Source organism: Nocardia sp. NPDC049190, from assembly GCF_040648115.1.
Classification (GTDB): Bacteria; Actinomycetota; Actinomycetes; order Mycobacteriales; family Mycobacteriaceae; genus Nocardia.
The window spans coordinates 104,664-124,331 of sequence record NZ_JBEZDE010000018.1; the positions used below are offsets into that span (position 1 = coordinate 104,664).

22 protein-coding genes are annotated in these 19,668 nt (G+C 66.9%); 13 read left to right on the forward strand and 9 right to left on the reverse strand.

Annotated elements, in window-relative coordinates:
• Positions 1-5: 5 nt before the first annotated feature.
• Positions 6-404, reverse strand: a complete 399-nt coding sequence (locus AB0B25_RS17640) for a TOBE domain-containing protein (RefSeq protein WP_357180196.1) — start codon at positions 402-404, stop codon at positions 6-8.
• A 63-nt stretch (positions 405-467) separates the two neighbouring features.
• Positions 468-1,118 carry a TetR family transcriptional regulator gene (locus AB0B25_RS17645; RefSeq protein ID WP_357180199.1) on the reverse strand — a complete coding sequence of 217 codons (651 nt, stop codon included), beginning with the start codon at positions 1,116-1,118 and terminating at the stop codon, positions 468-470.
• Positions 1,119-1,178: 60 nt separating this feature from the next.
• On the opposite strand from AB0B25_RS17645, the gene AB0B25_RS17650 reads away from it, so the two are divergent.
• Complete coding sequence (locus AB0B25_RS17650) at positions 1,179-1,979, forward strand: SDR family NAD(P)-dependent oxidoreductase (RefSeq protein ID WP_357180201.1); 801 nt, start codon at positions 1,179-1,181, stop codon at positions 1,977-1,979.
• Positions 1,980-2,072: 93 nt separating this feature from the next.
• On the opposite strand, the gene AB0B25_RS17655 is transcribed toward AB0B25_RS17650, so the two are convergent.
• Positions 2,073-2,591, reverse strand: a complete 519-nt coding sequence (locus AB0B25_RS17655; protein WP_357180204.1) for a helix-turn-helix domain-containing protein — start codon at positions 2,589-2,591, stop codon at positions 2,073-2,075.
• A gap of 98 nt (positions 2,592-2,689) precedes the next feature.
• On the opposite strand from AB0B25_RS17655, the gene AB0B25_RS17660 reads away from it, so the two are divergent.
• From AB0B25_RS17660 to AB0B25_RS17680, 5 genes are all read left to right on the forward strand, one after another.
• Positions 2,690-3,631 (forward strand): NAD(P)H-binding protein, encoded by a 942-nt coding sequence (locus AB0B25_RS17660; RefSeq protein ID WP_357180207.1) that lies wholly within the window; start codon positions 2,690-2,692, stop codon positions 3,629-3,631.
• A 182-nt stretch (positions 3,632-3,813) separates the two neighbouring features.
• Entirely contained in the window at positions 3,814-5,178 is a 1,365-nt protein-coding gene (locus AB0B25_RS17665; RefSeq protein WP_357180210.1) for a glutamine synthetase family protein, read from the forward strand.
• On the forward strand, positions 5,159-5,896 hold the full coding sequence (locus tag AB0B25_RS17670; RefSeq protein ID WP_357180213.1) for a gamma-glutamyl-gamma-aminobutyrate hydrolase family protein: 738 nt from the start codon (positions 5,159-5,161) through the stop codon (positions 5,894-5,896). The genes AB0B25_RS17665 and AB0B25_RS17670 overlap by 20 nt, the downstream gene beginning before the upstream one ends.
• Positions 5,893-7,254: an aldehyde dehydrogenase family protein gene (locus tag AB0B25_RS17675; protein WP_357180215.1), complete on the forward strand. Its 1,362-nt coding sequence runs from the start codon at positions 5,893-5,895 to the stop codon at positions 7,252-7,254. The genes AB0B25_RS17670 and AB0B25_RS17675 overlap by 4 nt, the downstream gene beginning before the upstream one ends.
• Before the next feature lie 26 nt (positions 7,255-7,280).
• Positions 7,281-8,045 carry a 3-oxoacyl-ACP reductase gene (locus AB0B25_RS17680; RefSeq protein WP_357180217.1) on the forward strand — a complete coding sequence of 255 codons (765 nt, stop codon included), beginning with the start codon at positions 7,281-7,283 and terminating at the stop codon, positions 8,043-8,045.
• Between the two features lie 55 nt (positions 8,046-8,100).
• Here AB0B25_RS17680 and AB0B25_RS17685 read toward each other — a convergent pair whose 3' ends face one another.
• Positions 8,101-8,820, reverse strand: a complete 720-nt coding sequence (locus AB0B25_RS17685) for an SDR family oxidoreductase (protein ID WP_357180220.1) — start codon at positions 8,818-8,820, stop codon at positions 8,101-8,103.
• A gap of 72 nt (positions 8,821-8,892) precedes the next feature.
• On the opposite strand from AB0B25_RS17685, the gene AB0B25_RS17690 reads away from it, so the two are divergent.
• Positions 8,893-9,480 carry a TetR/AcrR family transcriptional regulator gene (locus tag AB0B25_RS17690; protein ID WP_357180222.1) on the forward strand — a complete coding sequence of 196 codons (588 nt, stop codon included), beginning with the start codon at positions 8,893-8,895 and terminating at the stop codon, positions 9,478-9,480.
• 346 nt (positions 9,481-9,826) lie between these two features.
• Complete coding sequence (locus AB0B25_RS17695) at positions 9,827-11,101, forward strand: MFS transporter (protein ID WP_357180291.1); 1,275 nt, start codon at positions 9,827-9,829, stop codon at positions 11,099-11,101.
• Positions 11,102-11,158: 57 nt separating this feature from the next.
• Here the strand turns inward: AB0B25_RS17695 and AB0B25_RS17700 are convergent, their stop codons facing one another.
• A complete protein-coding gene (locus AB0B25_RS17700; protein WP_357180225.1) occupies positions 11,159-11,533 on the reverse strand; it encodes a hypothetical protein in 375 nt (124 codons plus the stop codon).
• A 91-nt stretch (positions 11,534-11,624) separates the two neighbouring features.
• A complete protein-coding gene (locus AB0B25_RS17705) occupies positions 11,625-12,194 on the reverse strand; it encodes a TetR/AcrR family transcriptional regulator (RefSeq protein WP_357180227.1) in 570 nt (189 codons plus the stop codon).
• A gap of 99 nt (positions 12,195-12,293) precedes the next feature.
• Between AB0B25_RS17705 and AB0B25_RS17710 the strand changes: the two genes are divergently transcribed.
• Complete coding sequence (locus AB0B25_RS17710) at positions 12,294-12,731, forward strand: DoxX family protein (RefSeq protein WP_357180294.1); 438 nt, start codon at positions 12,294-12,296, stop codon at positions 12,729-12,731.
• A gap of 161 nt (positions 12,732-12,892) precedes the next feature.
• On the opposite strand, the gene AB0B25_RS17715 is transcribed toward AB0B25_RS17710, so the two are convergent.
• Positions 12,893-13,294, reverse strand: coding sequence for a PaaI family thioesterase (locus AB0B25_RS17715; protein WP_357180230.1), 402 nt, complete (start codon positions 13,292-13,294; stop codon positions 12,893-12,895).
• 504 nt (positions 13,295-13,798) lie between these two features.
• Here AB0B25_RS17715 and AB0B25_RS17720 point away from each other — a divergent pair.
• A complete protein-coding gene (locus AB0B25_RS17720; RefSeq protein ID WP_357180233.1) occupies positions 13,799-14,656 on the forward strand; it encodes a cyclopropane mycolic acid synthase family methyltransferase in 858 nt (285 codons plus the stop codon).
• A 73-nt stretch (positions 14,657-14,729) separates the two neighbouring features.
• On the opposite strand, the gene AB0B25_RS17725 is transcribed toward AB0B25_RS17720, so the two are convergent.
• Positions 14,730-15,479: an SDR family oxidoreductase gene (locus tag AB0B25_RS17725; RefSeq protein ID WP_357180236.1), complete on the reverse strand. Its 750-nt coding sequence runs from the start codon at positions 15,477-15,479 to the stop codon at positions 14,730-14,732.
• A 61-nt stretch (positions 15,480-15,540) separates the two neighbouring features.
• Complete coding sequence (locus AB0B25_RS17730) at positions 15,541-15,912, reverse strand: hypothetical protein (protein ID WP_357180239.1); 372 nt, start codon at positions 15,910-15,912, stop codon at positions 15,541-15,543.
• 189 nt (positions 15,913-16,101) lie between these two features.
• Between AB0B25_RS17730 and AB0B25_RS17735 the strand changes: the two genes are divergently transcribed.
• The 3 genes from AB0B25_RS17735 to AB0B25_RS17745 all read left to right on the forward strand — a co-directional run bounded on the left by AB0B25_RS17735 (position 16,102) and on the right by AB0B25_RS17745 (position 19,521).
• On the forward strand, positions 16,102-16,680 hold the full coding sequence (locus AB0B25_RS17735; protein WP_357180242.1) for a sigma-70 family RNA polymerase sigma factor: 579 nt from the start codon (positions 16,102-16,104) through the stop codon (positions 16,678-16,680).
• Between the two features lie 432 nt (positions 16,681-17,112).
• A complete protein-coding gene (locus tag AB0B25_RS17740) occupies positions 17,113-18,393 on the forward strand; it encodes an N-acetylmuramoyl-L-alanine amidase (protein WP_357180245.1) in 1,281 nt (426 codons plus the stop codon).
• Between the two features lie 90 nt (positions 18,394-18,483).
• Positions 18,484-19,521, forward strand: coding sequence for a CobW family GTP-binding protein (locus AB0B25_RS17745; protein ID WP_357180247.1), 1,038 nt, complete (start codon positions 18,484-18,486; stop codon positions 19,519-19,521).
• The last annotated feature ends 147 nt before the right edge of the window (positions 19,522-19,668 follow it).

The window sequence follows — 19,668 nt, forward strand, 5'->3', positions numbered from 1 at the left end:
CCTCGTCAACTTTCCGGAATCTCGACAACGACATGCGTCGACTTGACCGAGGCGACCGCGATGCTGCCGACCTCGAGCCCCAGCTCGTCGGCCGATTCCCTGCTCAGCAGCGACACCAGCCGAAACGGTCCGGCCTGCATCTCGACCTGGGCCATCACGGTGTCCTTCACCACCCGAGTGACGATCCCGCGCAGGCGATTGCGCGCCGACGCGGCGACGGTCACGCCGGGCTCGGGAGTCTCGGCCGTGGCGCGGAGGAATTCGGCCAGCTCCCGGCCGCGGACGCCCTTGCGTCCGCTGTCGAGCTGGATTGCGGTCAGCTTGCCCTGATCGATCCAGCGGCGCACGGTGTCATCGCTGACTCCGAGCAACGCCGCCGCTTCGCTGATCCGTAAATTCGACACGATGTGGAGTTTATGTCCGCGTTTGCGGAAATCAAGGGGAGTCCGCCGGCGCGAGGCCTGTGCTCACCAGGTGCCGTCCGATTTCTTCGGATCGGGTTCGGTCAGCACCGCGGTCAGCATTCGCTCGATCCGTTGCGTCAGTTCGGCCGGGTCCGCATCGACCAGTTCATCGACGCCGAGCACAGTTCGCAGGAGGTATATCCCGGCGATCAGCGCGTGGGCGAGCATGGCTCGTTCGTCGGTCGCCGGGCCCTCGAGCAGATCCGATAGTGCTCGCGCCGGGTGCCGCCTGATCCCGGCCGCTAGGATCTCCGTCGCCCGCGGATCGGTCGTCGAGCGCAGTACCAGCAGAAACGGGTCGAGTTCCGCGGCGCCGGGCGCGGTGCGTTCGACCAGTCCGGCCGCTATTCGTTGAGCCAGCTGGTCCGGACGGTCGGGTAGCACGGTGCGAGGTGTCATCGATACGTCCGCTGCTTCGGCGAATAGCTGCTCCTTGGAGCCAAAGTACCGGTTGACCAGTTTCGCGGTCACGCCGGCGCCGTGGGCGATGTCGCGTACCCCGACGCCGTCGTATCCGTGGCGCGCGAACGCGGCGATGGCCGACTCCAGGATCGCCGCGCGCGTCACGGTCGCGTCGCGACGTCGGGGTGCGTCCTGGTGTTCGGGCGCCTCGGGGACTGACCGGGTGGATTGCCTGCGTCGGCGTTCGACCATGTCTACGAGTGTAGACTTAATGAAGTCCACACTCGTAGACATGATGATGGGAGAAGCGAGATGGATCTGAATTTGACTGGTCGGCGGGCGTTGGTGACCGGTTCGAGCAACGGGCTCGGTGCCGCGGCGGCCCGCATGTTGGCCGCTGAAGGCGCGGCGGTGGTCGTCCACGGCCGAAACCTCGACCGCGCCCGAGCCGTCGAAGCTGCGGTGCTCGCCGCCGGCGGAAGAGCGGAGGTCGCGATCGGCGACCTCGGAACCGATGCCGGGGCAGACGCTGTCGCCGCCGCCGCACTGGCTGGTGGACCGATCGACATCTTGGTCAACAACGTCGGGATCTACGGCCATCTCGCGTGGCGCGAGGCCTCTGCTGATCATTGGGCGCAGATCTACAACGTCAATGTCATCTCCGGCGTCCGGATGATCCATCGCTTGGTCGAGCCGATGACCGGGCGGGGATGGGGGCGTGTGATCACCATCGGCGGCGGTCTGGCATCGCAACCCATGAAAGAACAGCCGCACTACAACGCCACCCTCGCGGCGCGTCACAACCTGGCGGTCTCGCTCGCGCGGGAACTCGGGGGCACCGGGGTGACGTCGAATGTCGTCTCACCTGGCGCGATACTCGTCGACTCCGTGCGGGATCTGGTCACTTCGATAGCGCCCGATCGCGGCTGGACCGGGACGTGGGCGGACATCGAAGCGGCGGCGACCGAGGACTGGGTTCCCAACGACATCAACCGCTTCGGGCGGCCCGAGGAGGTCGCGGCGGCGGTCGCCTACCTGGCCGGCGATCAGGCCGGCTACATCTCCGGAGCGACGGTTCGCGTCGACGGCGGACTCATCCGCAGCGCGTTCTGACGAACGCCCGCCGGGTGCGACACGGCGGATCCAGTGGTGCGCCCTCATTCCCGGTGGGCCCTCGGTTCGCTGACCGACCCGCATCGCGGCGGTTCAGTGGGCATCCCGTCGGCGTCGACGGCGGGACGCGCGCAGCTCGGGATCCAGCCGTGTTCGGATGAAGGTATCGGCTTCGGGCCCGGCCAGGAACGCGGAGTTCATCTCCGACAACCGGCGGCCACTGTGGCGATCCACGAAGACCGGGTCGATCTCTCTTCCGGAATCCTGGTCGACGAGTGTGACCTGGCTGTTGCGCACTGCCGTGTGTTTCGAGCCCCAGGCGTACAAGGCGACGATGACCGCGGCGAGGTCTCGACCGCTTGTGGTGGGCCGGTATTCGTAGCGGGGTGGACTCGCGCTGTATTGCGCGCGCTCGACCAGTCCGGCCTCGACCAAGGTGCGTAGCCGGCTGGTGAGCATGGTCGGGGCGATGCCGAGGCCGCGTTCCAGCTCGTCGAACCGGGTATAGCCGTCGAGCACGTCTCGCATGATCAGCAGCGTCCACCAGTCGCCGACGTGCTCGAGGGCTCCCGCGATCGGGCAGCCCATCCCTTGAAAGCTCTTACGTCGCATCGGTATGCCTTCTCCTCCCGTGATACGAGCCAGTAGCTTGCATCATAGTAGTCACTCGGTTAGCGTCTGGTCGCGTTATCCCCAGGAAGGACTTGCCCATGACGTCATCGAACGATTCCCGACCGACCACCTTGGTCATCGGCGCGACCGGTCGGCACGGCCGCACCGGCGCCAAGGTCGTCGAGCAACTCCTCGCCCACGAGCACCATGTCCGCGTGCTGGCCCGCTCCACCGGCGAGCACACGGATCTACTGGTCCGGCAGGGAGCGCAGGTTCTGGTGGGCGATCTGCTGGATAGGCGGACGCTCGGTGAGGTGGTCGACGGCGTTGATGCCGTGTACTTCACCTACCCGATCGCAGCCGGCGCGCTGCCCGCGGCGGCGAACCTGGCCTCGGTGCTGCGCGCCGCGCAGCTCGCGCCGCGCTTCGTCGTGATGTCGATGGGCCCGTCGATGGCGGACAGTCCGAGCGCGCTGGGCCGAGCGCAGTGGATGGCCGAGGAAGTGCTGTCCTGGGCCGGCTTGGCGCCGGTGGTGCTGCGGGTGGGGGCGCTGTTCTACGAGAACATCCCGCTGCTGCACGGTTCGTCCATCCGCGCTACCGGCACGTTCGCCAACAATTTCGGTTCCGGTCGAGCACCGTGGATCAGCGGGCAGGACGCGGCTGATCTTGCGGTTGCGGCTCTACTCGACCCGGACCGGTATCCGGCGGGCACGATCAGCTATCCGGGGGGCGTGGAACTCCGCTCGCACGCGGAGATCGCGGACATGATCGCGGCGGAGATCGGCAGCCCAGTCGAGTACGCCTATATCTCACAGGCCGAATGGCAGGCCGAATTGGAAGCAAGGAGCGACACCGGCGTGATCAATCCCGCTATGGCCCAACATATCTCAGCTGTCGCCGAACGCTTCGCCGCGTCCGGGGGAGCGGCGCCCACGCGGCAGTCGGACCCGCAAGCCGTGGCGGATGCCATCGGGCACGCACCGTTGTCGTTCGCCGAGTTCATTCGCGCGAGCCGGGACGACTTCGCCCGGCGATGAGCCCCGAGTGGCCCGCGCCGTCGCTGGAGTTGGCGCCCGCTGTCCCGCCAGGGTCGTCGGGCGTGGTCGCGGGTTGCCGCTGCCTCGTGCGATGCGGCGCCGATTCCGGATTTGTGTGTCCCGTCGCACAACATCTCCGGTTGCTCTAGCGTGGGCACGGTTGGTGTCGAGAGGGGTCGTGGATGCGAAGCGGAATGCTGAGTATGGCGCAATTGCGGGACCGGGTCGACGAGCGGGAAATCGACACGGTCCTCGTCGCGATGACCGACATGCAGGGGCGATTGCAGGGGAAGCGCTGCTCGGCACGATATTTTCTGGACGGGGTGATCGAGCACGCGACCGAGGCGTGCGGTTACCTGCTCGCGGTGGATGTGGACATGGCGACCGTCGACGGATATGCGATGTCGTCGTGGGAAACCGGATACGGGGATTTCGTGCTGCGGCCCGATCTGCACACGCTGCGGTCGGTGCCGTGGTGGCCGGGTACGGCGCTGGTGCTGTGTGACGTCGAGCAGGTGGTGCCGGAAGGGCGCCCGGTCGCCGTCTCGCCGCGGCAGGTGCTGCGCAGGCAACTGGATCTGCTGGCCGAACGAGGTCTGCGCGCGTTCGTCGCCACCGAGCTCGAGTTCTTGGTGTTCGACGACAGCTACGAGGCGGCCGGGAACGCCGGATATCGCGGGCTGACCCCCGCCAACCAGTACAACGTCGACTACTCGCTGCTCGGGACCGCGCGGATCGAGCCGTTGCTGCGGCGTATCCGTCAGGAGATGGACGGCGCCGGAATGTATGTCGAATCGGTCAAGGGTGAGTGTGCTCCGGGTCAGCACGAGATCGCGTTCCGTTACGATGACGCGTTGGTGACCTGCGATAACCACAGCATCTACAAGTCCGGCGCGAAGGAGATCGCGGCGCAGGAGGGTCGCAGTCTCACGTTCATGGCGAAATACAATGAGCGCGAGGGAAATTCGTGCCATATCCATCTGAGCCTGCGCGACGATGCGGATAAGCCGGTGTTCGCGGGCGATGGCGCTGACGGATCGTCGGCGCTGATGCGGCACTTCGTCGCGGGCCAGCTGGACTGCCTGCGCGAATTCACCTACTTGTTCGCCCCGAATATCAACTCCTACAAGCGATTCGTGCCGGGCAGTTTCGCGCCGACGGCTGTCTCGTGGGGGCGGGACAATCGGACCTGCGCGATCCGGGTAGTCGGTGAGGATCAATCGCTGCGGATGGAGAACCGTGTTCCCGGCGGAGACGTGAACCCGTATCTGGCCGTCGCCGCGCTGATCGCGGCCGGATTGCACGGCATCGACCGCGGGCTTGCGCTGGAACCGGAATTCCGCGGCAACGCCTACCACTCGCAGCGGCCGCATGTGCCGCGTACTTTGCGCGAGGCCGCTCAACTGTTCGGGGACAGCACGGTGGCTCGTGCGGCGTTCGGTGATGATGTCGTGGAGCACTACCGCAACGCGGCCCGGGTGGAGTTGGACGCCTATGACGCCGCGATCACCGACTGGGAGCGTATCCGTGGTTTCGAACGGCTCTGAGGACGAACGTCCGGTAATCGGCCTGCCGACATATGTGGAACAGACGCGCTTCAATGACTGGGATGTGCCCAGCGCGGTGTTGCCGCATGCCTACGTCGCCATGGTGACGGAGGCAGGTGGGATCCCGGTGTTGCTGCCGCCCGCCGGGGTGCCCACGCCGGGGCTGGTGCGGCTGCTCGACGGGTTGGTGCTGACCGGTGGCGCCGATATCGATCCCGCTCGCTACGGCGGACCCGCGGTCGAATCGCCTGGTACCAGATCGGATCGCGACGAATCGGAATTCGGTCTGTTCGAGTTGGGGCGCGCGGCCGCGTTGCCGATCCTCGCGGTGTGCCGCGGGCTCCAATTGGTGAACGTGGCCTTCGGCGGCACCTTGATCCCGCACCTACCCGATGTCATCGGCCACGAGGAGCATTCCGGCAGCGCCGGCGGGTTCTCCGTCACCCGCGTGCTGACGACCGCGGGCAGCCGCGTCGCGGAACTGGCCGGTCCGGAGGTGAAGGTCAGCTGCCACCACCACCAGGCCATCGATCGGCTCGCCGACGGCCTGGTCGTCACCGCGCGCGCCGCCGACGGCACGATCGAGGCGGCGGAGGCGAAGGACGGTTCGTTCCTGGTCGGCGTGCAATGGCATCCGGAGGTCGACAGCGCCGACCGCCGATTGGTCCGGGCACTGGTCGACGCAGCGGCGACTTATCGAAGGGAACGGAGCGCGTGACGACTGCGCAGGTGATCAATCCGGCGACCGAGCAGGTGTTGACGACCGTCGAGCTCGCCGACGAGGCGCGGACCGACGCCGCCATCGCCATGGCCGCCGCAGCCTCGACCACATGGCGTGCGGTCGCGCCGGGTGATCGTGCCCGACTGCTGCGGCGGTTCGCCGAGGCGGTCGACGCGGATTCGGAACGGCTCGCACAGCTCGAGGTCGCCAATGCCGGGCACACGATCGGCAACGCGCGCTGGGAGGCGGGCAACGTCCGGGACGTGTTGCACTTCGCGGCCGGTATGCCGGAACGGCTTCTGGGCCAGCAGATTCCGGTCGCGGGCGGCGTCGATATCACCTTCCACGAGCCGCTCGGCGTGGTCGGTGTGATCGTTCCGTGGAACTTCCCGATGCCGATAGCGGCCTGGGGATTCGCACCCGCGCTCGCGGCGGGGAACACGGTGGTGCTCAAGCCCGCCGAACTCACACCGCTGACCGCGATCCGGTTGGCGGAACTCGCGCTGGAAGCGGGGCTGCCCGAGGGCGTGTTCCAGGTCCTGCCCGGCAAGGGATCGGTGGTGGGCAACCGTTTCGTCACCCATCCCGCGGTTCGTAAGGTGGTGTTCACCGGTTCCACCGAGGTGGGTACGCAGATCATGGCGGGCTGCGCCAGGCAGGTGAAGCGGGTGACGCTCGAGCTCGGCGGCAAGAGCGCGAATATCGTGTTCGCCGATGCGGACTTGGCGCGTGCGGCCGCCACCGCGCCCTACGGCGTGTTCGACAACGCGGGGCAGGACTGCTGCGCGCGTTCCCGGATCCTCGTGCAGCGCAGCGTGTTCGACCGATTTCTCGAGTTGTTGGAGCCGGCGGTGCAGGGCGTGCGAGTCGGCGATCCGGCCGATGAGACCACCGAGATGGGGCCGCTGATCTCGGCCGCGCATCGGGAACGCGTCGCGGGATTCGTGCAGTCGTCGACCACGGTGGCGTTCACCGGGAGCACACCCGAGGGGCCGGGATTCTGGTATCCACCGACGGTAGTGCTGCCCGGCTCGCCCACCGAGCGGGTGCTCACCGAGGAGGTGTTCGGTCCGGTCGTAGCGGTGCTGCCGTTCGAGGACGAGGACGACGCGGTCCGGATCGCCAACGACACGGACTACGGCCTGTCCGGTTCGATCTGGACCGGTGATGTCGGCCGAGCGCTGCGTGTCTCGCGCGGTGTCGAGGCGGGCAATCTCTCGGTGAATTCGCATTCGTCCGTGCGGTATTGGACGCCGTTCGGCGGGTTCAAGCAGTCCGGCCTCGGCCGTGAGCTCGGGCCGGACGCCGCGCTGGCGTTCACCGAGACCAAGAACGTCTTCCTCGCCACCGAGTGACCCCACCGCATCCGACAGGAGATACGTTGCAGCGCTTACAGGATCGAGTCGCCGTCGTCACGGGCGGTGGAAGCGGTATCGGTCTGGCCACAGTCCGTCGTTTCGCCGCCGAGGGCGCGAAGGTCGTCGTCGCGGATATCGATGCCACCGCGGGCTCGGCCGCCGCCGCGGAAGTCGGCGGGCGTTACGTCCAGGTAGACGTTACCGAAGAGGCGCAGGTCGAGGCGCTGTTCCAGACCGCGGTCGCCACCTACGGCGGGCTGGATATCGCGTTCAACAACGCGGGCATCTCGCCGCCGGAGGACGATTCGATCCTGACCACCGGTATCGAGGCCTGGCGTCGTGTACAGGAGGTCAACCTGACCTCGGTGTACCTGTGCAGTAAGTACGCCATTGCGCAGATGCTCGAGCGCGGCAAGGGCTCGGTGATCAACACGGCGTCGTTCGTCGCGGTCATGGGCGCGGCGACGTCGCAGATCTCCTACACCGCTTCCAAAGGTGGAGTGCTGGCGATGAGCCGGGAATTGGGCGTGCAGTTCGCCCGCGACGGAATCCGGGTGAACGCCCTGTGCCCGGGGCCGGTGAATACCCCGCTCTTGCGGGAGTTGTTCGCCAAGGACCCCGAGCGGGCGGCGCGTCGTTTGGTGCATGTGCCGCTCGGGCGCTTCGCCGAGCCGGAGGAGATCGCCGCCGCGGTCGCCTTTCTCGCCAGTGACGACTCCTCGTTCATCACCGCATCCCAGTTCCTGGTGGACGGTGGCATCGCCGGCGCGTACGTGACGCCGCTGTAATGCCGAAACCGCCGGTCCTCGCTCGAGGACCGGCGGTTTCGCTCCTGGGCAAGTCCTACCGGGGTGCTCCCAGCCGAGCGCCGCCGTCGACGCGCACCACGATTCCGCTCGTGAACGAGTTGTCGATAAGGAACTCGATCGCGTGCGCTACGTCGTCGGCGTTCCCCACTCGTCCGGCCGGCGTGGACGCGGCGATCGAGTCGAACGCTTCGGCGCGGGCATCGTCGGGCAGGAAACTCCACCAGTCGGTGTCGATCACGCCCGGAGACACCGCGTTCACTCGCAGCGGCGCCAGTTCGACGGCCAACACCGGAACCATTCCCTCCACGCCGGCGTTCACCGCGGCGAGTGCCGCGGTGGTGGGCATGGACCCGCCGGCCGAGGCGGCCGACACCAGGGTGATCGAGCCTTCCGTCGGCAGATAGGGCAGTGCGGCCCGCATCGCGGCGGTGTGTGCCAGTAGCTTGCCGTCGATGTGCTGTTGGATATGGTTCAGTCCGAGTTCGCGGAACGGCGTGGTGCCCGATGGCCCGGTCACGGTGACGACCAGGTGGTCGATCGGCGCGACCTCGGCGAAGAATCGGGCCAACTCGGCCTCGTCCCGCGCATCGACGGTCTGCCCGGTGACCTCAGGACCGAGTGCGGCCAAGGCGGTGGCGAGTTTCTTCGCGCTGCGCCCGGCGATGACCACCTCCCGCCCGTGGGACGCGAGCCTGCGGGCGGTGGCGAGGCCGATGCCCGACGTACCGCCCACGATGACGACTCGGTTGCGCACAACATCCTCCTGATTTTCGAACCACTATGTATCGAAATATAAACGAGGCATCGTGTCTTGTAAAGTCTGCGCATGACCGGAACTCGAGGCCGCCCGCGCAGTGCGGAGGCCAGGCGGGCGATCCTGCGTGTGGCGCTGGAGCTGTGTGAGCGGGACGGCTACCAGGATCTGACCATCAAGGCGATTGCGGACGCGGCAGGCGTGGGCAGGCAGACGGTCTACCGCTGGTGGCCGGACAAGGCGTCAGTGCTGATGGAGGCGCTCACCGACCTCGCTGCCGAGCACGCGGCGTTGCAGGTCTCGGCGGATTCCGCGCAGATCCTCGCCGACATCGAGCGCTTGCTCACGGCGACCTATGAGTTCGCGCGCGTAGTGACGGGCGAGGCTCTGATCGGCCTGATGGCCGATGCGCAGCGCGACTCCGCGCTTTCGAAGCGATTGCAGGACACTGTGATCGGGCCGCGCCGTGCCGCACTGCGCTCGATGCTGCGGCAGGGCGTCGAGGCGGGCGATCTGGTCGAGACCGTGTCGCTGGACCTGGTGGTCGACTTTGCGTTCGGGGTCATGTGGTACCGGTTGCTGAGTAGGCACGCACCGGTCGGCGCCGCACTGGCAGGCGAGGTCGCGGCGGGTATCGCCGCCATGCTCGGGCGTAATTGAACGGCTCTGTCGAACCGGTGCCTGACGCTGCCGCGGGGTTGCGTGGGCATCGATACATTCGGATTTCGGCATATGTGACTGGCATCACATATGTGAAGTCGTCGCAGATCAGAGCATCCGCTTTCTGGCGTACGGCGGTCTACGCTTGTTTGTCTGCGACGAAACGGGGTATCGGTAGGTTTCGTGCCGGACCTTTTGGTTGTCAGGCGCTGGAGTGGAACGAATCGAGGTCCGTGGACGGGCTGGAGAGGACGTACACGTGACCGACCGGACCAGTGCGCAAGACCAGGCCGGTGCGCAGACCGCGGAGGGTTTCGCGCTGCGGCGTTCCGTAGCGGCCTCCGCCATGGGTAACGCCACCGAATGGTTCGACTACGGTGTCTACGCCGCCACCGCGACATACCTCACCGACGCTTTCTTTCCCGGCGAACTGGGCACCCTCGGCACCATGCTCGGCTTCGCGGTCTCGTTCGTGCTTCGTCCGCTCGGCGGCATGGTGTGGGGACCGCTGGGTGACCGGATCGGCCGAAAAGCCGTGTTGGCCACCACGATTCTGCTCATGGCCGCTGCCACCGGCGCCATCGGCGTGCTTCCGTCGCACACGACCATCGGTGTGTTCGCGCCGATTCTGCTCATCGCCTTGCGCGTGGTGCAAGGGTTCTCCACCGGCGGTGAATATGGCGGCGCCGCAACATATCTGGCCGAGTGCGCGTCCGATCGCAAGCGCGGTTTCCTCGGCAGCTTCCTGGAATTCGGCACGCTCGGCGGGTTCGTCGGCGGCTCCGCGACGGTGCTGGCCTGCCAGCTCGCGTTCGGCTCGGACGCCATGCACGACTGGGGCTGGCGCATCCCGTTCCTGCTCGCCGTTCCGCTCGGTCTGACCGGCTGGTACCTGCGGACCAAGCTCGATGAGAGCCCGGTGTTCAGCGAAGTCGCCGAGCACAAGCATCCGCCCGGTGGTCTGCGCGAGGTGGTGACCACCTACCGGCGCGAGACGCTCACGCTGGGCGGGCTGGTCGTCGCACTCAACGTGGTGAACTACACGCTGCTCACCTACCAGCCCACCTATCTGCAGAACACGATCGGCATGGGCGAGTCGGCCACCACCGCGATGATGTTGGTCGGGCAGTTGGTGATGATGGTGGTGCTACCGTTCTTCGGGCGGCTGTCCGACAGTGTCGGCCGTCGTCCGATGTGGCTGTTCTCGCTGGTGGGTCTCGCGGTGCTCGCGCTGCCGATGTACTGGCTGATGGGCCAGGGGACCGGGTGGGCCATCATCGGTTTCATCGTGCTCGGCCTGCTCTACGTGCCGCAGCTGTCGACGATCAGTTCCACCTTCCCCGCCATCTTCCCGACGCATGTTCGGTACGCGGGCTTTGCCCTGGCCTACAACGTGTCCACCGCGGCTTTCGGCGGCACCGCCCCGCTGATCAACGAGGCTGTGATCGAAACGACCGACTGGGCACTGTTCCCGGCCGCCTATATGGTCGGCGCCTCGCTGATCGGCCTGGTGGCCTGGTTCTTCCTGCGTGAGACCGCTGGAACGTCTCTGCGTGGCACCGAGGTTCCCGAGGCGGTCCAGCCGCCTCCCGCGGGTCTTCCGGCGCAGCTGACGGACTGATCAGGCCGCATGGGCCGGGCGTCGACCGGGATGGCGAGAGCATCCGGTCGGGCCTCGTCACACGGCCTCGGAGGACTCGTCGTCCTCCTCCGGCCAGTCGTCCTCGATGACCAGGCGGTCGTCCCGCAGTGCGGCCGCGTACTGCTCGGCGACCAGGTCGGCCGGGTAGGTGGGCCAGAAGGAGACCGCACCGGTGGGCTTGTCGATGACACAGACCGAGCCGCCGACGACCACCATCGGGACGTTCGGATCGGTGGATCGGGACCGAGGAAAGACCGCGACGACGACGAAGCAGGTGTCGAATTCGGTGATTCGGTGGGTGATTCCGCGAGCCGCGTCGTCGTCGTTCGAGAGGTAGCGGCGAGCGATTCGGTGCGCCTCGCTCTGGTCCACCGGCGTCGCCGCCTCGGTTGGGTAGGCGTGGATATCCATGTGTCGACGGCAGCCACGTCATGATGGCCGCCTACTCCTTCCAGGTCCTCTACATAACATTGTGGCGGCCCGCCGTGGGCGGGCCTCCGGTCTAGTCGAACCGGATGGTGGACAGCATCCGGCGCGCGATGGCCTCCGGGTCGGGATCGGTGGCCAACGCGGAACTGTCCAGCGCCCCTTCGCGCCACAGTGAGGCGAAGCCGTGCACCAGCGACCATGCGGCGAGTTGGGTCGCCTGCTGGTGCTCTCCGGTCCGCCCCTGCTGCAGCGCGGAGACTCCGGAGCGTAGCGCAGCTCCCGAACGTGCGCGTGCCGCTTGCAAATTCGGGTCGTCGGCGTGCAACAGGCTGTGCCGGTACATCACGTCGAAATGCCCGGGGTGTTCGCGGGCGAATCGGAGGTAGGCGACCGCGACCTCCAGGAAATCGCCGGCGGCCCGGTCGAGCTGTTCGGTCAGTAGGTCGAAGCCTTCGGTGGCCAGCGCGGTGAGCAGTCCCGCTCGATCGCCGAAGTGATGTGCGGGCGCCGCGTGCGAGACCCCTGCGTGTCGCGCCAGGTCACGCAAGGAGACGGCGTCGACACCTTGGGTCGCGATCTGCTCGGCGGCCGTGGCCAGGATCGTTGCCCGCAGATCGCCGTGGTGGTAGCCGGTCTTTGCCATCAGTCGATAGTGGCGGATTATCTAGTCATTGACAAGTTTGGCGAGACGTCGCTAATCTTTCCACTGTCAAGATTTGAGTTGAATGCACAGGAGACCCCGATGGCACCGCTGATTGTTCTCGCCGTCGTCACAGGATCGGCTCGGCTGATCGGGTGGCTCACCGATATCGTTTGGCTCGGTTCATGGCCGCACGCGGTCGCACTCGGGCTGGCCGCGATGTTCGTTCTGACGGCGAGCGCGCACTTCGCGCAGCCACGCCGCGACGCACTGATCGCGATGGTGCCGCCGCGCCTGCCGAACCCGCCCACGCTGGTGACGCTGACCGGCGTGCTGGAACTGGCGGGCGGGGTCGGTCTGCTGATCCCGGCGACCGCCGATCTCGCCGCCCTCTGCCTGATCGCGCTGTTGGTGGTGATGTTCCCGGCGAACGTTCGCGCGGCACGAGCCGACCTGGGAATCAAGACCATGCCGCTGTCGCTGCGCACGCTCGTTCACATCGTCTTCGTGTCGGCCTGCGCGGTGGTCCTCGTCGGCTGAGACCGAATGAGCCCGCCACGCACCGTCACGGTGCGCGGCGGACTCATTCGCGCGCACCGGAGGTGGGCGTCACGGTGGCGATGGATTGCGGCGGCTTCTGGATCCGGCCAGGATCCGGCCGCCCGTCGACGGTGCGCCTGGATGATCCATAGGGTGCCGGGCTACAGCACGGCTTGGGTCTGGGTCACTTTCGCGATCAGCTTGTCCGCGTCATCGTGGATGAGGGTCTCGACCACGATGAACGAGCGGCCCGCATGCAGCGGGGTCGAGGACGCACGGGCATAACCGGATCGGACGGCGCGCAAGAAATTCGTCTTCGACTCGACTGTGGTGGTGGCTTGCTTTCCCTCCGGCAAGTTCAGGAAAGCGCATACCGCGCCAGTGGCATCCGCCAGTGACATCAGCACCCCGCCGTGCAGCGCCCCGCCGAGGGTGCACAGTGATTCATCCCAGGCCAGCCGGCTGCGCACCAGCTCAGGCCGGTGCTCGAGTACCTCGATGCCCAGTCGTTCGGTGAACGGCATGGTCTGGTGGAACAGCGATGTACCCGTCGCATCGATCATGCACGGGATCCTGCCCGACTTTCGCGCGCCGCGTCGATTACCCCGGAGGTAATGGTCCTCGGTGTCGGCACGACGAGCTCGACTGCGGACGAGACGTCGACGACGAAAGTCGTTTCTCGACTGGCGATGTCACCCGGAACGTGCCCGAGGGCACGGCCCGTGTCCCTGCGCCGCTGGCCAACCACGTCGGGGCCGTCCGCGTACTTCTCGGCCTTACGCCGGCCTCCGGCAGCGGATCGAGCGCCTGCTGTCCGGGTGGCGGGCAGCTCCGATCCGGGGTCGAATTGCGCTGTGCCGGTGACGTCGCCGGATCATCGGTTCGGAACGAGGTACGCATCGTCGAGGTGGGGACCTCGAAATTCGGGCGGAAGGAGTACCCGCCGCCACGAGAGCTGGACAGGCGGAGCCGGCCCACAACGGTTCGGTATCGGTGGACGCGGACCGTGAACTAAAGCGCCCTGCCCGCTCGAATCAGCGTATGACCCGATGAACAGGAGAAACGTGATGAACGACCTCCAGCCGTTCTATCGGCAGGTGCAGGCGCACTATGACGTTTCCGACGACTTCTACGCGCTGTTCCTCGATCCGTCGATGACCTATAGCTGTGCCTACTTCGAGCGTCCGAACATGACGCTCGAACAGGCGCAGCGCGCCAAGATCGATCTGGCGCTCGGCAAGCTCGACCTGCGGCCCGGCCTGACTTTGCTCGATATCGGATGTGGTTGGGGCGCAACGATGGTGCGTGCCGCCACGGAATACGGGGCGAAGGTGGTCGGGCTCACGCTCAGTCGAAACCAGTACGAATACGTGCGGGCCAGGATCGACCGGGATCGCATCGCGGGCGCGGAGGTTCGCCTGCAGGGCTGGGAGGAGTTCGACGACGCCGTTGACCGGATCGTCAGCATCGGCGCCTTCGAACACTTCCGGCGTGAGCGCTACGAGGCATTCTTCGAGCGATGTCACCGGATCCTGGCGCCGGATGACCGGATGCTCCTGCACACCATCGTCGGCCACACGCTCAGCGACCTACGACGCATGAATATCCCCGTCACCCGGGACGACGCGCTGTTCCACATTTTCATCAAGCGGGAGATCTTTCCCGGCGGACAACTGCCACAGCCGGCGGAGGTGACTCGCCTCGCCGGACGCGCCGGGTTCGGCACGGAGAAGATCCAGGAGCTGCAGCCGCACTACGCGCGCACGCTCGACCACTGGGCCGCGGCGCTGCGGAAGCACCGTGCCGAGGCGATCGCCATCACCTCCGAAGAGGTCTACGAGCGCTACATGAAGTACCTGACCGGCGCCGCGGCGCATTTCCGCAGCGGTCATATCGATGTCATGCAATTCACGTTGGTGAAGTGAGTTGACGCCGGACCCCGCAACGTACCTTCTGGGCGAATTACGGCGGTAGCGCGGGCCGGCCGGCGTGCCTGGTTCAACTCATCCGCGATACCGCCGCATCGGGCAGGTGCGGCAGCACCAGATCGATCAGACGCCACGGCCACGCCGGCACGCAAGCGCGCCGCCGCTCCTTCTCGATGGCGGCGATCATCGCTGTGACTCCTTTGTCCAAGGGTGCGACCATCCGTGTGTCGCCTGCCCGCGCCGCCATATCGGTGGCGATGAATCCCGGCAACAGCGTGGTGACCGCGATCGGCGAGCCGGCCAGCTCGGTAGCCAGCGCCTCGCCGAGCGCGGCAAGGCCGGCCTTGCTCGCCGAGTAGGCCGCTTTCTTGCCGGGCAGTCCGCGTACCGCGCTCATCGAGGAGACCAGGACCAGATGTCCGGAGTGCTGTGCGCGGAAGATCTCCAGCGCGGCTTCGGCCTGAGCCAGTGCGCTGACCAAGTTCGTTGTCACGGTGGCGAGGTTCGCCCCGGGCCTGCCGCTGCCGATCACCGCGCCCTTGCCGATTCCCGCGTTGACGATCACCCGGTCCAATCCGCCCAGTTCGTCGCGGAGCTCACCGAATGCGCGGGGCACCGCCGCGTGGTCGTCGACATCGAGCGCACGGACTGCCACGACGATGCCGGGATGGGCGGCGATCAGCTCCTCGCGCAGCGCCGTGAGCGCGTCCAGCCGACGAGCGCACAACGCGAGATGGCGGCCTTTGCGCGCGAAGTCCCGCGCCATGGCGGCGCCCAGCCCGGCGCTGGCGCCGGTGATCAGAATCCTGGTCCTCGTCATGTGGCCGACCCTACTTTTGTTGAACGTGAGTCGATACGTGACCGGATCGGTCCAGCACGGCTCAGCCGCCGAACGACCCGGTACGCGGCGGTGGGGGAAGCAACCGCCACGGACCGCAGTTCTCGGTCTTGAACGCGACATCGGTCGGTTTGATCTCCACCCGCACCGGGCTCGAGCGGGTGAAGTTGTTCGCGATGATGTTCCGCATGTCGGTGTTGTCGCCCTCGACCTTCCACAATCTGCGCCAATCGCATCCGTGGGCCGGATCAGGGGTGCCGGCTGCCTCCCAGACACCGGGGACGATGTCGACCCCGACCAGGTAGAGGCCGTCACCCGGCATAGTGGTGAGGGGTTCGGCCGCTGCCGTCCAATGTCCGAATACGGTCACCGCGGAGGCGGTAGCCCCTGCGATCAGGAGCCTGCTTGCCCGCATGGCGATGTTTCTCCTCGACTGTGCGTGTTCTACCGCCGGGTCGCGGCTGATCAGGGACCCGCGAATCCTCGCGGCCAGATCTACCAGAACCCCTCTGGTCGTTGTGTCCGAATCGAGATTTCGGTGTGCACGTATAACTAAATAGCTAGGACTGTTGTCATCGGATCCATTCCGGGCGATACCCCTTATATGAGAGATGCTCGGTCTGCCTTCGGCGTCGAGCAGGCGCGCTCGGTTCCGTGTGGCCTGCGTTGTGCTCGGTTGTGTACGGATGACGGTCTGGCGGCCGTACTGACCACTGAGCGGGCGCTGCTGCACTGGCGGGCTCTGCGGTCCCTCGGGGATTCCGGGCTTGCCGAGCAGGCGGTGCAGGAAACCCTGCTGCGCGCTTGGCGCTCATGCGTGCTGTTCGACGAATCCAAGGGGGCGGTCCGGACCTGGCTGCTGGCGATTCAGCGCAACGTCGTCATCGACATGGCGCGAGCACGGGCCGCGCGGCCCGGGGATGCCGGCTGGGACGAATTCGGTGAGTTGGCCGACTCACGATATGCCCACCCCGACTTCACTGATGGCCTGGTAGACGGCCTGTTGGTGGCGCAGTTGCTGGACCGGCTGCCCATCGCCCAGCGTGAGGCCGTGACCGAGGTGATTCTGCGAGACCGGGCCTACCAGGAAGTCGCCGCCGACTTCGGTGTGCCCGTGGGGACGGTGAAGACCCGGGTGCACTACGCCCTCCGGTCCCTTCGTCGCCTCCCGATCGGTGCGTGAACAACCCGAACACCGCTTTCTACAGCTGGTCCGGCATCCAGAACCCCTCGCGCGGCAGCGCCCATACGCTGCCGAGTCGGCTCCCCGCGACCGCGCACCCATCCCCGAAAGCTCCCAGCTGATCGCCGACCGCCGAACCCTGCGTCCACCTCGTACCTCGACCGACTTGTCAACGTAGTCACAAGGCGGCGACCCAAGCGCCGGTCAACCACCGTCTGACTACTGTCGATGACTCTCGACGGTTAGGGGCAGCATCTGCGAGGTGGTGGAGGGAGGGGAGCCGCGGTGGTGGGGTGGCTCTCGGGGGGCTCTCTTGGTATCAGTTCGATAACGTGCCTTGCTTGCTGGTGCGGACGTTGCCAGAGTAAACCACTGGGTTTGGTGTTACTAGTGGGAAGGGAGGGGTGCCCCGTCCCGGGGCGCCGACCGCACATGAAGCCAAGCATCATCAAGGCCGGTATCTGCACCGCCGTCACGGCCGCGGTAACAATGACGCTGTCCGGACTGCTCCCGAGCACCGCGGGTGCCGCGCCGGCGTTGCCCGACTTCGCGGGCAGGCTCGTCGGCAAGACCGTGTTTCTCGATCCCGGCCACCAGGGGCCCAACCACTCGGAGGACCTGACCAGACAGGTCAGCGACGGCCGCGGTGGCACGAAGGAGTGCCAGACCACCGGCATGACCACGGTGAACGGCGTTCCTGAGCACACCATCAACTGGAATGTCGCGCAGCTGGTCAAGGTCTCGCTGGAGACGTTGGGCGCGAACGTGGTGCTCAGCCGCCAGGACGACACCGGCTGGGGTGGCTGCATCGATGAGCGGGCGCGCGCAGCGAATCAGTCCGGCGCCGCCATCGCGGTGAGCATTCACGCCGACAGCGCACCTGCCGCGTATCGCGGCTTCCACGCGATCATCCCGGCGCTGCCGATCCCGGACGCGACCGTCGATCAAGTTCAGTCCGGACCAGGACTCGCCGTCACCAAGGCGGTGCGCGACGCCTATCTGCAGGCCGGCTTCCCCGCGGCGAACTATGCGGGCGTGGTGGACGGGCTGCAGACCCGCGCCGATATCGCCGGACCCGCCCTGACCGCTGTGCCCCAGGTCTTCCTCGAGATGGGCAATGGCGCGAATCCCGAGGACGCGGCTCTGCTGGAGAGCGGAGAGGGGCAGCTGCGGCACGCCATCGCGATCACGACCGGCTTGGTCGGCTACCTGCTGGGTGTACCGCATCTGGGTGCCCGATCGGACCAGCCGGCGTTTGCCCCGAATTCTCTGCGGACCGGTGTGCCGCAGGCTCAGGTGGTGCCCGGTACTCCGCAGGGCACGGTGCCCGGCGTCCCGCAGGCTCAGGTGGTACCGGGTACTCCGCAGGGCACGGTGCCCGGCGTCCCGCAGGCTCGGGTAGCGCCGGGTTCGCCGCAGGGCACGGCGCCGGGTACACCACAGGCGCAGGCCGTGCCGGGCACTCCGCAGTCGCAGAGCACACCGGGTTCCACCCAGTCACCGAGCACGCCCGGTGTGCAGTCGGTACCGGGCATTCCAGGAACCCAGCAGTCGCCCAGTGGGCAGGCAAGCGCCGGCGATTTCGTCGCGGCGATCATTCAGCAGCTGGCGCCGCTTGCCAGGTCGCTGGGCATCGACGACTCCGTTCTCACCTCGGAGCTGGTCAGTATGGCCAATGCCCTGGCCGGTGCACTTCTCAGTGCTTTGAATTAGTTCGCGCACCGAACCCATCGGCCGCCATCCTCGTCAGTTCGAGGGTGGCGGCCGGCTTTTCCTGCGGCGACGCGCACTAGGGTAAGCGGAATGGCTGACCGGATTCCTGTTGTGCTCGTCGCGGGGTTTCTCGGTTCCGGGAAGACGACGGTGCTCAACCACTTGCTGCGGAACAACCGGGGCACCCGGATCGGGGTGGTGGTCAACGACTTCGGTGCGATCAACATCGACTCGATGCTCGTCGCCGGGCAGGTCGACGCGATGGTCTCGCTGGGTAACGGCTGTGTGTGCTGTGCGGTCGACGTCACCGAGCTCGACGAGCTGTTCACCCGGCTCGCGCAGCCGCGCGCAAAGATCGACGTGATCGTGGTCGAGGCCAGCGGTCTGGCCGAGCCGCGCAACCTCATCCGGATGGTGGTCGGCAGCGACAACCCACGCATCCGCTATGGCGGGTTGGTGGAAGTAGTGGACGCCGAACAGTTCCCGGACAGCAGCGCCCGCCATCCCGAGCTGATCACGCATCTGCGACTGGCCGATCTGGTCGTGGTGAACAAGGCCGACCGGGTGTCCGCCGAACAACTGGCCGGACTGCGCGCCGACATCGCGGAACTCGTCGGTCCGGCGCCGGTGTATGCGACCACCCACGGCCGGATCGATCCAGGACTGCTGTTCGACGAACCGCTGCGCGAGAAGCCGCGTGTCGCGGAACAATTGAGCTTCGACGAACTGCTCGCCGACCATGCCGTCGACCACGACCACGTTGAGCACCGTCATCTGCACGATGGCTACACCAGCGTCTCGTTCCGCACCGAACGAGACCTGGACCCGCGCCGGCTGATCGGTTTCCTGGAAGACCCGCCGCCAGGGCTGTTCCGGGCCAAGGGATTCGCCGCATTCGGTGTCGCCGACGAACGACGAAAATTCGGCTTGCACATGGTCGGCCGCCACATCGTCTTCGAACCGGGCAGCTGGGCGCGCACCGGATCCCGCGGCGCCCAGTTGGTGTTGATCGGGGCGGGGCTGCATACCGATACCGTCCTCGCCCGCCTGCACGACACCGTGCACATCGCCGCCGATCCGCTCGATCCGCAGACCATGCTCGTCGTCTGGCGCTACACGCCGCACTGAGTGCGCCAGGTTGGCGCGTTTGGTCGTGAACTGGCGCGTTCGGTGCTGGCGGCGCGAGGGAGGGCTCACGAGACTGTTGTCGTGTGCGCCGTGTCGTAAGGGCTGTCGCGCGTGGCGCCGCTGCGCAGCCGATCCGTGACCGATCGT